The sequence below is a fragment of the Phenylobacterium sp. VNQ135 genome (assembly GCF_049445735.1).
Taxonomy (GTDB): domain Bacteria; phylum Pseudomonadota; class Alphaproteobacteria; order Caulobacterales; family Caulobacteraceae; genus Phenylobacterium.
This window is the reverse complement of sequence record NZ_JBMSDS010000006.1, coordinates 1-13,318: the sequence shown is the minus strand read 5'-3', so window position 1 is coordinate 13,318 and position 13,318 is coordinate 1. Positions and strand designations below refer to the sequence as shown.

The window sequence follows — 13,318 nt, the reverse complement described above, 5'->3', positions numbered from 1 at the left end:
GGGTTAACGAGGATAGAAGTAGGCTTCTTTCCGCTGCGCCGACAGGCGCCGGTGATGATGATTGCCGCGATAGGTGCCCCAGTACTGCATCAGCCGGAAGAGCACGATCTCGCCCGCGTGTTTGAGGAAGACCTTGTCCTGAATGGCCTGGCCCGAATCCAGCATCACGCCGGCCGCGAAATAGCGCAGAAAATCCCAGAACGAGACGTGCACGTCGGGCAACACCGTCCGAAGGGCGATCGCCTCGCGCTCGTACCGGTTCTTCACCCGCGACCACGTCTCCTCGTGAATGTGCAGCACAGAGGCGTCTGCGACGTAGCCGATCCGGCGACCCGTGGCGACGAGCCGCTTCGCGAGCTCCATGTCCTCGAGCCCGGTGAGGGTCTCGTCGAACGCCTGTTCGCGCCACACACGCTTAAGCAAGGCCGAGTTGGCATTGTTGCAGAAGATGTCCTGCTGCGGGATGACGCTGCGGTCGGGATAGTACTTCTTGAACAGCTGATGCTCGGAGTACTTCGTCAGAGGATGACCCTCCTGCCGCCCATAGACGTAATGTGCGCGCCCTTCGCGCAAGGGTTGGATCAGGTTGGCAAGCCACTCCTCGCCCACCGGAATGCAGTGGCCGCTGATGAACACCAGGGATTCGCCGCGGGCGGCCTCGCAGCCGACGTTCAAAGAGCGCCCGAAGGTGAAATCTTCCTTCGCGATGTGCACGACGCGACACTGATGCGCTTCTGCGATCGCCAAGGTCTCGTCTGTCGACCCGGAATCGACGATCACGGTCTCGGCCGAAAGGCCCTCGAGCCGCTGAGCTTTGACCGCCGCGAGCAGCTCCGGAAGCCACTTGGCCTCGTTGTACGTGCGAATAACGATGCTGGCGTCCATAGCCCCCTCGGCGCGAACGCTTAGTGCACAGCGTTGACGCATTTGCAAGCCGCGGCCGCGGTTGAGCTTGAGGCGAAAACGATGTTGGCGCATAGGACGGCCGCGCGTCCCGATCTGCCAGACGGGTAAGCAGCTTTGTGAGTCTTTTGGGGGCGTGAAGTGACGTCGATCGCGATAGTCATTGCGACGTACAACGGAGCCGCCACTCTGGAGTCATGCCTCGATAGTATTAGATGTCAGACCGTCCCTGTTGATGAACTGATAGTCATGGACGGCGCTTCGCACGACGGCACCAAGGAACTTCTCGAACAGCGAAGTCACGAACTGACATTCTGGCAGAGCGAGCCCGATGATGGAATCTATGACGCCTGGAACAAGGCTTTACCCAAGGTTCGGTCCAAGTGGGTTTGGTTCATCGGATGCGATGACAGGATCGCTGATGCGAAGGTCGTTGAGCGGCTGCATGCGGCGCTAGCCAAACTGCCAGCCAACGTTGGCGTGGCCTATGGCAAAGTGGCGATGGTGTCCGCTGCGGGCCGAGTCACTGACGTGCTTGGGGGGCCATGGGCGAAGCTCCGGCGCCGGATGAAGTACTGCATGGCGATTCCGCATACTGGGATGCTAGCTCGCTCCGAGTTGTTCGAGCGCATCGGCGGCTTCCGACCCGCCTTCAGAATAGCTGGCGATTACGAATGGACCCGCCGCGCTTTGCGCCGCTGCGAGGCAGCGTTCCTAGATGATCTCCTTGTACTTGCAGGGGATCAGGGGCTTTCAGGAGCTTCTCTGAGCCAAGCAACGACTTTACGTGAAATCGCTGCAGTGTGCGCAGCCGAAGGGGAGCCGCCGTCTTTGCCTTTCAGATGGCTGCTCTTCCGTGCAGAGGTCAAATCCTGGCTGCGCATCCGGTTTGGACCAGCGATTCAAGGCCGTTTTGTGGATGCATTCCGCATCGCCACTCTCCGGCGCCCGCGAGGAGGCTCGCGATGAGGGTTCTTGTCACCGGCGGATCGGGCTTTATCGGATCTCACGTCATGGACGTGCTCGGTGCTGAAGGACATATTGGCTGCAATTTCGATGTGAAAAGGCCGACGTTTCGGCGCCACGACAATAGCTGGTTCGAGGGAGACTTGCTCGACCTCGAAAGTTTGGAGCGGAGTCTTACCGAGTTCCGGCCTGATATAATCATGCACTTGGCCGCGCGAGCAGAAATTCAGAGTTCAGCGTGGGAGGATTTCGCGTCCATTCACCAAGGAACCAGAAACCTGCTCGCTGCCATCGAGGGCTATGGACAGCTTACGCGATTGTTGAATGTGTCAACACAACTTACGATCGGGCCCGGCCATGATCCACGAGGGCCGCTCGACTTCAAACCATACACGGTTTACGGCGAGGCCAAGGCGTTTGCTGAGGGGCTCCTATTTCAGTGGCAGTCTGAAGTTCCTTGGTTGACAGTACGTCCCGCTACGATTTGGGGCCCGTACCACCCGTCGCTTGCCTCTGCGATCTGGAAGTACATAGGATCCGGGCACTATATCCAAGCCGTAGCGGATGCTCCTATTCTGAGATCATATGGCTTTGTGCGTAATACTGCTAAGCAGATGGTTGATCTTATCTTGAAGCCACCGGCAATCACCAGCCGGCAAGTCTACTATCTAGCTGACGAGGTGATGGACTCCGCTATCTGGGCCGATGCCTTCAGCGTGCGCCTTCGCGGCAAACCGGCGACTCGCGTACCGGCGGCGTTGCTCCACCTCCTCGGATATGCTGGAGACGCAGCCGCCAAGCTCGGCAGACCGGTGCCGATCGATAGCGGCCGAGTGCAGCGGCTAACGCAGAGTTACCCCGTGCCACTAGAGCCAACATTCTCACTCATCGGGCTGCCTGTCATACCATTCGAGGCGGGAGTCGATGAGTCGGTGGAGTGGCTGCTTGCCGGTGCCCCGCGAGAGGCGCGTTGACGATGCGACTTCTCCACATCGTGCAGGAGTTTCGACAGGGCTGGGGGGGGGCTCCCGAATCCATTCGCCTGCTAGCGCACCAACTTGGCAAACTCGGCGCGACCTCCGACGTGTTCGATTTGGGGCGGCTTAGGTCGGGCGTCGAAAGGCTCAAGGTTCTACCGGCGGCAGAGGAGCCCTGCCCACACTTCCCTATGAGCGAACTTCAGAAGTACGACAGCATCATCGTGGCTGGTCCTTGGCAACGAGGGCCGGCCATTCGCACGTTATACAAGAACCTATCCCCATCACAGAATATCTACTACTTGCCGCGCGGCGGTTTAGCTGCTGCGGAGTTTTCTCGCCCACGTGATTTGAAGAAATTGCCGTACTTGGCGTTAGTGGAGAACGAGCGAATTCGCAGGACTAGCTCCATAGTATTCTCATCCAAAGTAGAGCGAGATTCGCTTGTTTCCTGGGTTTCTAAGCGCGCACCGCGTCGGGTAATACCTGATTTTGTCGATAGCCTGAGTGGCCAAGAAAGTACAGATTGCTCAGGTGATCGCCGCTTTACCTTCGGGTTTCTCGCGGAAATCAGCCCAAGAAAGGGCCTCTTGCCGTTGGTACAGGCGTTTGGAGACTTTCTATCCTCATCGCATGCTGCTTGTACGCTCAAGGTGGGTGGAGCTCCCCGTCCCGGTTCGGAGCGCTATGCGCGGCATGCTCGACGGGCGGCTGCCAGCCTGGGTGACAGGACAGTACAGTTTTCCGGCGCCGTCAAACATGAGCATCGGGCAAGCTTCTTTAGCGGTGTCGATGTATTGGTCGTTGCTAGCGCCTTTGAGTCCTACGGCTTAACAGTTCTTGAAGCGCTCAGCGAAGGCGTCGGTGTGATTATTACCCCAGACGTTGGAGTGGGCGAATACCTAGGCGAGATAGATGGATTGTATCGAGCATCGGGCTGCGATCGAAGCGGTCTCCGGATTGCACTCCAAGCGGCATATCATGATCATGAAGGATCTTCGTCCCGGGCGCGGCGCGCGGCGAGAGCCGCTGCCGCAAAGAGCGCGATCGAGGCTGTGAATCTTAGAGCCGGCGCTGAGTGGGCCTCAATGCTTGGCATGTAAGTGGACCATGTGCCGGGAACGGGTCGCCCGGTATGGCTTGGCAAATGTCTCGTGCGTCGCAGCAACTGCAAACATCAGTTGATAAGAAGCGAGCCGTTGGAATCGCCATTGAGCTTGGAGCACGCTCTCGGGTGCGCCTTGGGTACTAGGAGGGATGGATGACCAATGGCGCAGTGAGAATGCCGTACCGAGCCGACGTCGATGGGCTCCGCGCATTGGCAGTTCTGCCAGTTGTTCTCTTCCATGCCAACGTTAGCGGCTTTAGCGGCGGGTATGTCGGGGTCGACGTATTCTTCGTAATTTCTGGCTATCTTATAACCGCTATTATCCGGCAAGAGCAGAGCGCCGGCGGCTATTCAGTGCGATCGTTTTACACGCGTCGGATCAAGCGAATAATACCTGCGTTGTTCGTAATGATGGCGCTTGTTCTAGTCGTCGGGGCCGTCGTGCTGATGCCGAAGGACTACGCGGCAGCATCGCAGAGCGCGGCGGCTGCGAGCTTATTCAGCTCGAATATCTTCTTCTGGCGCACCGGGGGATACTTTGACGGGCCGGCCGAGCAAAAGGTCTTTCTACATACGTGGTCGCTTGCCGTCGAAGAGCAGTTCTATATCTTCTTCCCGCTCCTTCTCGCGGCAACGCACCGATTCATCCGACGCTTCGAACATCAAGTCCTTGTGCTGGCCACGCTCTGCTCCCTAATTCTTGCTGTTGTCGGAATACAGATTAACAAGTCTTTGCCTACCTTTTTCCTGCTTCCGACTCGAGCGTGGGAGCTTCTTCTCGGATCACTGCTCGCGATCGGTTTCTACCCGCGAATGAAATCTGAGGCCTGCCGAGGCGCCGTGGCTTTGGCTGGCCTCGTACTGGTGTTAGTACCTGTCGCACTGTATTCTGATCGGACGCCGTTTCCGGGACTTGCTGCGGTTCCGCCTTGCCTTGGGGCGGCTCTGATCATCGCGGCTGGCGCGGAAGGTCGTCACCACCTCACTTGGCTTCTGGCAAGCAAGCCGATGGTGGGCGTCGGGCTAATTTCTTACTCCCTCTACCTCTGGCACTGGCCTATAATCGTGTTGACCCGGTACTACCTTGTCCGTGAGCTGACTAGCTTCGAGACGGCGGGAGTGATCGCGGCCGGCGTGTTCGTTGCCTATCTTTCGTGGCGCTTCATTGAGGTGCCCTTCAGGCGCCGTGCCCTTGGCTTCGGCTCGCTCTTCACAGTCTTCGCTGCGGGTGCCGCCACATTCGTCGCGGCTTCCGTCGCGCTGACCGCAAATATGGGTTGGCCGAGCCGGTATTCTCCGGATGTAGCTCGGATTAACGCGGTCGGCGGCACGATGTTCAAATGCTCGGTGACTGATTACATCCCCTTCAAAGGGTATTACGCGTGTCCTCTTGGGGTTGAACGAAGAGACTTCGCCAACATTGACGTAATTATCTGGGGAGACTCCCATGCCCAGATGTATACGCCGGCTATCGACGCGGTTCTCGCTGAGAGGGGGAAAAGCGGACTACTGATACCTGTCAATGACTGCCCGCCTCTGGTGGATCGAAGCACGAGCGCCAGTTGCCTGAGGCTGAACAGATCGAATGCACGCCGCATCACTGAAACATCCGTCAGAACAGTGATCCTAGCTATGCACTGGGAGAACTATGATGGCCGAGCATATTACCTTCAGGCCGGCATGAAAGAGGACCATAAGTTCGAAGTCATGCTCGATGGGCTAGTCGCGACTGTGGCGGAGCTGCGAGCCGCGAATAAGGACGTCATAATCGTCGGACCAATCGCTACACCAGGCTACGACCTTTCCAGCAACCTCTCGAGGTCGATGGCCTATCACCGTGTTTCAAGACAACCATTGTACGCCCCGAGGGCGGACCTTGAGTCTCGCCTTGAGCCAGTCTATTCGCGGCTCGCGATGCTACGGGCCGCTGGTGTCGACGTCATCTATCCTGATGAAGCCATCTGTTCGTCCACAGCTTGTCCGTACATGTCCGAGGGAGTTCCTATTTTTGCAGACAGTAATCACCTAACGGCGCAGTTTGCGCGGTCGCTCGCTCCGTTATTTCGGGCGTACTTCTGAGCGTTCGCGAATAAGTGCGAACATCGCAAGTGCCGGAAACCAACTTTGTGTGCTGGCGGTGCCGGCGCGTGAGCCCAGGCGGTGGAACAGGCCGTAATGGTGTCCAGAAAGCTTCTCGAGCGTGGCCGATGCCGCAGCGAGACGCGGGCGCGCTCGTTGACAGACTTTGGCGCACACTAAGAAGCTACTGACGAACTATAAGTCTGCTGCTGTTAAGCTAGGGAGGCGGTGCGGGCGCTGTGCCAGCGTGGTAGCGCAAGCATGATCGCTGACCGTGTTTCGAATCGGCGGGCACCGTTTCGCGCTCCTTCGCGAAGTGCCCGTTGCGGCGATACCGTAGTGCCCGAACCTCAGTGGCTAGGCGTTGGGGCGGCAACCTGCAGACGGCGGTGACAATGTGACAACGCTTCGAGGGCCCATTCCGCGTGAATTGGCGATCGAACGCCCGCATCTTTCTCAACGTGCAGAGTGGGTCGTCGAGAGTACGCGTACAGATCTTCGCGCCAGCTCATTGTCGATCGCCCATGTGAAGAAACAGCGCGCCGGTTAGCATGCATAGAAGGGCTATCAGAGGAAACGCCGAGGTGCGCAGTTCAAATCTGGCGCGCGAAGTGCCAAGGCTGTTAATGGATAGCTGTGAAGCGCGCCACGCAAAGAAGGCACTGTAGCTGATTAGCATTGCTAAAGGGAAGGAGAGCTGCCCCACCATGGGCGCGAGTGCGACAGAAGAACAAATCATTAGCACACCGGTCACACCATTCATGACATGCCAGATGATGTGGTGGGTAAGTGAGTAGAGCTGAATATGCATTGCGCAATAGCGCTCAACGAAGAATGCTAATATCAGAGTTGCGGTTACATCGTAGGCGGGAAGGTGCACTGAGCTCCCGATCATCTGCAGTAGTGGTGGTGCCAGGACCAACAGTGCTCCGGCGCCGATCGAGTATGTCCAGAAGGCAAACGACATCCCTGCCGACGCGAGAGCGGCAACCTCGTGGATCTCCCGCGCAGCCCGCAGTCGCGACATCTCTGGTAGCTTTGAGTAGAATGGTGCCTGAGATACCTGGCTCACAGCCGTGATGGCACGAAGTAGCAGCATGAACGCTGCGGCATCCGCGGGTTTCCCTAGCTGAGCATAGAGAACGCCACTCATTTGTATGATGCCGTTGCTCATAAGGACGCCAACACCGGAGCGCCAAGCTGCCGCCCACACAGCCTGGAGGAGTAGCGGGTTGAGACGCGCGGCTGAGCGCGGCACGTTTAAACGACGCACCTTGCGATGATAGGCCAAGTAGAGGGGCAGCGAGAATGCCGAGTAGCTCGCTACAATTCCTAGCAGCCCGCCACCAGCTGCGGCGACGAGTACTGCTGTCAGGATCTGCAGCGCGCCGACCCCGGCGTCTATGCGGCGTGCGGTCGCGATGCAGCCAAACCCAGTAAGCGTAGCGCTGTTTGCACCGCCGAAGACGGAGATTTGCAGAGACACTGCAGCCAGACACCACGCCACCCATGCTTCGCTGGCGTCACTTAGATTCGAGATGGGCCGCAACAGCGCAGAAGTTCCAGCTGTCAGCGTGAGGAAGGTGCTGACCACAACAATCCAGCGATAGACCCAGCGAAGCGTTGCCGTAACTTCCCCAATATCGAGCGGGGCATCTCCGTGTTCCAGTGACTGGTCCTGGCCGCGTCTACCTCGCGAAAGTTGAGCCAGTGTGCCACCACCACGGGCAGTTGCAATGATTCTGGCGAACGTCGGATTGAACCCGAAGTCGATGAGGGTAAAAAGTACGGTTAAGCTGGAGATCGTTTGCCAAACAAGCACCTCGTCCGTGCTTAACGTCGCAAGTGCCACGGGTAGGAGCAGGGCTAAGCCGCCGAGCCGGACAAAAAGGCTCGCCCATGTCATCAACGTGGGTGAGTTCCAGGCGCTGTGAGCCAACGACCGCAGGCTACTCATCCAACCTCCAATATGCTTGATTCCGAGCGCTCACGCCAACGCGAGGCCGTGCTTCCTCTCCGGTGCGACGGCGCATAGCTGTGCCTGCTGACCGGTGAGGCATCAATGAGGCTGCAAATGCAAGTTGGAGGCTCGAACCAGGCGGCCTACTTTTGCACCAAGAGCATACGTGCGTAGAAGAATAGAAGGCGCAACCTCCAGGAGGGGCCGTAGTAACGTCGAATGTATATTGATGTTTCGCTGAAGCGGCGGCCTTTTGGGTGGGTGAACACGTACCGCCACGTGTCAAAGCTGAGGCGACTGCGCTTCTGTTCAAAGGCGTCGTTGTATGTGCCGATGGCGACAGGCTCGACCGCTTGACGGATGTCGTAGCCCGCGGCTTTGGCGCGATACCCGTAATCCGTGTCTCCTTCCGAATGCCAAAACACCGGGTCAAGCAAGCCAACATCGTCCACGACGCTAGACGGCATCAGTACGCAGTTCCCTTGGAAGGTGTCGGAAGAACCTTCATCTGGTGGCGCAAGCTCCGTCCTGATCCGGCGCCAGATGCGGACACCGCCGAGTTTAATGTCCGATTCTACCCTGCGGAGCGCGCCGTATATGGGCTTACCTTCGCTGTCGACGATCCTGCCGACTACGATGGTCTTGGGTGGAGCCGTCTGTTGGAGGGCGATGAGGGCGTCAAGTGCCCCCGGCCTCAATTCCGTGTCGTCATTCAGCCAAAGATAATAGTCCGTGTTGCAGGTGAGTGCGTGCCGCCACGCTGCAAGCATTCCGCGGTTCCAGTAGAGTGCGCCATTGCCGGCAACGATCTCGACGGAGGGAAACGACGCCCTAACAGCATCGGCTGTGCCGTCTGTGGAGCCATCATCCGTCAAAACAACGCGAATGTGGTGAGTGCCGCTGTTGCCGCCGAACAGGGCATCGAAGCATGATAATGTCTGCTGCCGCCGATTGTGAGCGCTGACTATCACGGTAACGGTCGCCATGGTTGATTCACGCTAAGCCGCTTGGCTGCTATGGATGAGTCTAGTTGTTCCACCTATCAAAGTACCCTCTACGACGCGAGGGTTTGCTGCGACGCAACACAGACTAGCCTGCGGCAGTGCGCGCAATGGTAGCTGCGAGGCAGGAGTCCAACGGTGCAGATCGATGATGCTCGATCCTATGCGCGTTTACCTGCCCGGCTCGCCGGGCTATAAGCGCTCGCCTGCTAACCTTGGAGAGCTGGGTTGTTGAGGCTTCGTTCTGTTAAGCTGCGCTTCTCGCCCTCGAGTGTAGTAAACTGGCTACGCCGGACCCTGCTAGCTCGTCGTGTTTTTCTTTACGCCCCAGGCATCAGTGCCGACGACCAGTGGGAGCTTGAACGCAGAGCCCGCTTTTATTTCGGGCCTCGCAGCAAGATGTTGCTGTTGCGAGATGGAAGCTTCTTGCCGTGGTTACTGTTCTACGGCCCGGTACTGACGTTCGTTTCACCTGGCCACAAGGTGCCGGCCTGGCTCCGCCCAAGCCTTGGCGTTTATGATGTGAATTTCAGAACTAATTCTAACGAAGCATGGAGTTGGGCCGAAGCTGAGGCCTTTTTCAACGGTTATCCTGATCGCAGTCGCTCTAAGCAGAACTTCATAGCTTGGCGCGGGCAAATACTGAAGGAACAGCTCAAGAAGGTCTACCTTTTCGGAACCGGTCCTTCGCTTGCGCAGGCAATCAACTGCAGTTGGCAAGACGGGTACCGCATAGTGTGCAACACCATCGTCCGTGATGCAGAGCTATGGCACCACATCTCCCCACACGCCGTGGTCGCCGCCGACGCGCTATATCATTTTGGACCGACCAAATTTGCGGAGACTTTTCGCGCTGACTTACTTCGACGGCTGCAAGAGTCCCCCGACGTTGTGTTTATCTACCCCGATATTTTCCATTGTGTCGTTGCTCGCGAAATCCCGATCGAGGCGCACCGCCTGATCCCTATTCACAAGCAGCCTTCTAATCAGCTCGTCCATAAGTGCGTAACCGAACTTTTCGCATTGCCAGGTCTTGGTAACGTACTCAACCTGATGTTGCTACCTGTAGGGTGCAGCTTGTCTAAGCACGTGAAGCTATGGGGTTTCGATGGTCGAGCCCCTCAAGACGCGCTCTTCTGGGCAAATTCGAGCAAACACTCGTATCCTGAGTTGATGGAGACGTTGCAGGAGGCTCATCCTGCCTTCTTTGATCATTTTGTTCCTGCGCGCGATCCAGAAGCCTATGTTCGCGCAGTACACGGGGATGTGTTGGAACATTGCTTGGCACAGGCGGAGGCCGACGGATGGACGTTCGAAATGCTTCACCGGTCATGGACGCCGACGCTTGAACGGAGGCGCCGAGTTGCTGCGGATCTTGCGGTACCTTCTTGAAGGTTCTCGTTCTATATGGCGAGCCTCCAGTCCCGCCCATTCATGGCGGGCGAGTGGATGTATTTCAACGCTTGTTGGCGCTGAAGAGAATGGGCGTCGATGTATTGCTCGTGTGCTGGTGCGCGCCGTGGCAAGATGAACGAGAGGCAATTAAAGCTGCAGCTGCAGAGGTGGCTACAGAGATCGAGGTTTTCCCGTTTAGAAATCTACGACAGAGCGTTCCGCTGCTTGGCCGCTATCCAGGGTGGGTTGCGGCGCGGCATTTATCTGGAGAGCAATTGCTTCGAGTCACTCGCGCTGTGAGGCGGTTCAACGCACGCGCCATTCTCGTTGACGGGATAGCCTCCGCGGCTGCTGGGTGGCAACTCTCAAAGTCTCTCGAAATGGACTACCTCTACCGTTCCCATAATCGCGAGTACATCTACACCCGAGAGCAGGCCAAACTTGTGCAAGGGCTAAGGCCCCGTCTTTCGTCGATGATGAACCTTAGCGGCCTCCAACGTTTCGAACGCGAAGTTATCGGGCGATCTAGAGAGTTTTTCGACATTTCTCACGCTGATTTGGCCGCGTGGAAGGCTGAAGGTTTCGAGCACGGTCACTGGCTGCCCCCTGTCATCGACCAAGACTATGGGGAGGCCCTTGCCCGCCAAGTGGCGTGGTGCCCAGAATGGGACGTTGGTTACCTCGGGAATCTCGTTAACGCCAATAACACCCACGGTGTCCTCTGGTTTCTCCGTGAGGTAGTGCCACAACTCCGCCAAGCATCTCCGCGGATTAAGATACGGATTGCAGGCTCCCATCCCACCAAGAGCGTGATCGAGGCATGCAGGGTGGCTCGCGTTACGCTACTGCCGAATCCGGCAGATGCGCGCGCAATCCTTCGTGGAAGCAAGGTGCTGATTAATCCAGTCTTCCAAGGTAGTGGCGTGAACTTGAAGTCAATCGAGATGTTGCACACGCCAGCAGCACTCGTCTCGACCGCCGTCGGCGTCGGTGGCTTGCCTCCTTCAGTGGCCGAACAGTTCATTGTCGCGAACGCGGCAGACCCGTTCGCGAGAGGCATCATGAAGGCTCTTGCGCGCGCGCCTGATCAAACAAGCATGCTGAGGCGCAGGGCTGCGCGCGAGGCCTTCTCTCAGGCGTCCATGCGCCCGTTAATGGAGGCGCTAGAGCGGAGCACGGCAACGTGAAGCGGCTCCGGTGTGCGGATAAGTCACTGCCGAGGTGTGCCTAAAGTCGCGTTTGGCGGCGCGAACGTCGCGATGTACGTACGATAATACCGCGGTATCGTCTGCCGGCGGTGGGTTCCTCCGACCGCCCAGAAGTGTTATCGGATGCTGCTATGCAGAGACCGCTAAGGCAGCGAGCGCGCAAGGTCAGATCGGCAGCGAATGACTCAAGGCCCCCGCGGATGGCGCATCAGTCAATCGATGTGTTCGCTGTAGGCTTGCTATTCTGGCCTATCGCCTACATCGCTCCGAGGCTAGTTCCTGCCATACCCGATAAAATGGCACTAGCAGCGTATTGCGCAGTCTTGGGGGCGATTGCGACGACACACCACGCATTGGGTGCTGCGCCGCTACGGCCAGTACGCTTTCGAGTTCTGCTTCCTTACGCGTCTACGTTGCTACTAGTCTGCTTCGCCATATTGCGCAGTCCGGACGCCATCCTAACGCCCATAACCCGCGTTCTGTATGCCGGCGCCGTCTCAGCATTCGCAGCGGCTTCCTTCCTACTATTTTACAACTGCAGTCCCGCCGCTTGGCGGCTTCGCCTGTGTTGTTTGCTCGCAAGTCTACCAGTATATTTTGCTGTAAACTTCAGCCTAACTGAGGTCATCGGCGTGGGCGAGCTGGGTGAAAGGCAAAACCTGCAGTCGTCGGTTAGTCAGATATTATCTCTCGTTGGCCTGTCTCAGCGTCGGTTGACCGTGACGCTAGCAGTAACGGGAGCCAATACGATCGGCATTGTGTCGGCTGCATCTAGCTTCTTAGCTCTGCATGTCGCGATCGCCTATCCCAAATTGCGGTGGGTATTCGTGCCCGTGTCGGGCATCAGCTTGTTTGCGCTCATTCTGACCGACGCCCGGGGGCCGCTGCTGGTGCTGCTGCTCGCCATGGGCTGCTACGCGCTAATGAGCCGCCGAGCGCTTGCCCTTGTTGCAGCTTCCGCTGTGGCTTTCGCGCCTTTCTCGGCCCTGGCCCTGAACGCACTATTGGCTGGACCGGGGAGCCTGGCCGCTGAAAGTATCACCCGCTCCACCACCCGGGCTGGAGAGCTCGGGGCTGGCACTGGCCGACCTATAATCTGGGAGGCAGGTTTCCGCTGGGTTGAAACGCTACGGCCCGAGCAGATGTTCGGCTCGGGCCTCTTCGGGCACGTTAGCAACGGCGTCTTTCGAGACTTTCTGTGGATTTTCGATGGGCGTACGCTTAGCACGAGTATGCACAACTACGCGCTGCAAATGATCATGGACGTAGGCTATTTCGGTCTTCTCGCGTCGCTTGTTATGCTTCTTGCAACCTTTGGCGTCCTCGCCCGGTCTTCCGCCGTCGAGCCGCAGAACGCGAAAGGCATCATGGCGTTCTTACTCTTGATCCAACTATGCGGATATACTGAGGTCGTCGGCGGGCCATATCACTTCGAAGTCTATATAATGTTACTTGGTGTTGTCTCCGCGGTTGCGGCGTTACCTAGCCCGGCACAGCGAGCGCATAAGGGGCCGGGGACTTCCCGAGGCCGCAGAGGATCCTTAGTTGCGATCGGAGCGTCATCTCGGCAAGAAGGTGCCACCCCGTCCTAGTGTGTCAAACGGCGTTGAAAATTGACCCCCTATCGGCGTCCAAAATTGACCCCTCTGTTGGTTGTCCTGGGCTGGCGGCGAGGCGCGTAGCCATCAGCTAGCGCAGCGCGTCGCCGCCGGGTGAGCTGC

Annotated in this window: 10 protein-coding genes; 7 read left to right on the top strand and 3 right to left on the bottom strand. The window is 58.0% G+C overall.

The genetic code is table 11. The annotated features are described in order from the left end of the window. Nucleotides 1-3 precede the first annotated feature (3 nt). Entirely contained in the window at nucleotides 4-885 is an 882-nt protein-coding gene (locus tag ACO2Q0_RS20475) for a glycosyltransferase family 2 protein (RefSeq protein WP_423353373.1), read from the bottom strand. 159 nt (nucleotides 886-1,044) lie between these two features. Between ACO2Q0_RS20475 and ACO2Q0_RS20470 the strand changes: the two genes are divergently transcribed. From ACO2Q0_RS20470 to ACO2Q0_RS20455, 4 genes are all read left to right on the top strand, one after another. Then, nucleotides 1,045-1,872 (top strand): glycosyltransferase family 2 protein, encoded by an 828-nt coding sequence (locus tag ACO2Q0_RS20470; protein WP_423353372.1) that lies wholly within the window; start codon nucleotides 1,045-1,047, stop codon nucleotides 1,870-1,872. Further along, nucleotides 1,869-2,843, top strand: a complete 975-nt coding sequence (locus ACO2Q0_RS20465) for an NAD-dependent epimerase/dehydratase family protein (protein WP_423353371.1) — start codon at nucleotides 1,869-1,871, stop codon at nucleotides 2,841-2,843. The genes ACO2Q0_RS20470 and ACO2Q0_RS20465 overlap by 4 nt, the downstream gene beginning before the upstream one ends. 194 nt (nucleotides 2,844-3,037) lie before the next feature. Beyond that, nucleotides 3,038-3,949: a glycosyltransferase family 4 protein gene (locus tag ACO2Q0_RS20460; protein WP_423353370.1), complete on the top strand. Its 912-nt coding sequence runs from the start codon at nucleotides 3,038-3,040 to the stop codon at nucleotides 3,947-3,949. Nucleotides 3,950-4,107: 158 nt separating this feature from the next. Continuing rightward, nucleotides 4,108-6,033, top strand: coding sequence for an acyltransferase family protein (locus tag ACO2Q0_RS20455; protein ID WP_423353369.1), 1,926 nt, complete (start codon nucleotides 4,108-4,110; stop codon nucleotides 6,031-6,033). Nucleotides 6,034-6,541: 508 nt separating this feature from the next. Here ACO2Q0_RS20455 and ACO2Q0_RS20450 read toward each other — a convergent pair. Further along, complete coding sequence (locus ACO2Q0_RS20450; protein WP_423353368.1) at nucleotides 6,542-7,885, bottom strand: hypothetical protein; 1,344 nt, start codon at nucleotides 7,883-7,885, stop codon at nucleotides 6,542-6,544. A 251-nt stretch (nucleotides 7,886-8,136) separates the two neighbouring features. Beyond that, complete coding sequence (locus tag ACO2Q0_RS20445; RefSeq protein ID WP_423353367.1) at nucleotides 8,137-8,979, bottom strand: glycosyltransferase family 2 protein; 843 nt, start codon at nucleotides 8,977-8,979, stop codon at nucleotides 8,137-8,139. A gap of 246 nt (nucleotides 8,980-9,225) precedes the next feature. On the opposite strand from ACO2Q0_RS20445, the gene ACO2Q0_RS20440 reads away from it, so the two are divergent. The 3 genes from ACO2Q0_RS20440 (at nucleotide 9,226) to ACO2Q0_RS20430 (ending at nucleotide 13,189) form a co-directional block, all read left to right on the top strand. Next, nucleotides 9,226-10,386 (top strand): hypothetical protein, encoded by a 1,161-nt coding sequence (locus ACO2Q0_RS20440; protein WP_423353366.1) that lies wholly within the window; start codon nucleotides 9,226-9,228, stop codon nucleotides 10,384-10,386. 383 nt (nucleotides 10,387-10,769) lie between these two features. After that, nucleotides 10,770-11,576: a glycosyltransferase family 4 protein gene (locus ACO2Q0_RS20435; RefSeq protein WP_423353365.1), complete on the top strand. Its 807-nt coding sequence runs from the start codon at nucleotides 10,770-10,772 to the stop codon at nucleotides 11,574-11,576. 653 nt (nucleotides 11,577-12,229) lie between these two features. After that, complete coding sequence (locus tag ACO2Q0_RS20430) at nucleotides 12,230-13,189, top strand: O-antigen ligase family protein (protein WP_423353364.1); 960 nt, start codon at nucleotides 12,230-12,232, stop codon at nucleotides 13,187-13,189. Nucleotides 13,190-13,318 lie beyond the last annotated feature (129 nt).

Coding starts and splice junctions, on each gene's coding strand:
- ACO2Q0_RS20475 (WP_423353373.1), bottom strand. CDS start 885: ATGGACGCCAGCATCGTTATTCGCACGTACAACGAGGCCAAGTGGCTT.
- ACO2Q0_RS20465 (WP_423353371.1), top strand. CDS start 1,869: ATGAGGGTTCTTGTCACCGGCGGATCGGGCTTTATCGGATCTCACGTC.
- ACO2Q0_RS20460 (WP_423353370.1), top strand. CDS start 3,038: ATGAGCGAACTTCAGAAGTACGACAGCATCATCGTGGCTGGTCCTTGG.
- ACO2Q0_RS20455 (WP_423353369.1), top strand. CDS start 4,108: ATGACCAATGGCGCAGTGAGAATGCCGTACCGAGCCGACGTCGATGGG.
- ACO2Q0_RS20445 (WP_423353367.1), bottom strand. CDS start 8,979: ATGGCGACCGTTACCGTGATAGTCAGCGCTCACAATCGGCGGCAGCAG.
- ACO2Q0_RS20435 (WP_423353365.1), top strand. CDS start 10,770: ATGGACTACCTCTACCGTTCCCATAATCGCGAGTACATCTACACCCGA.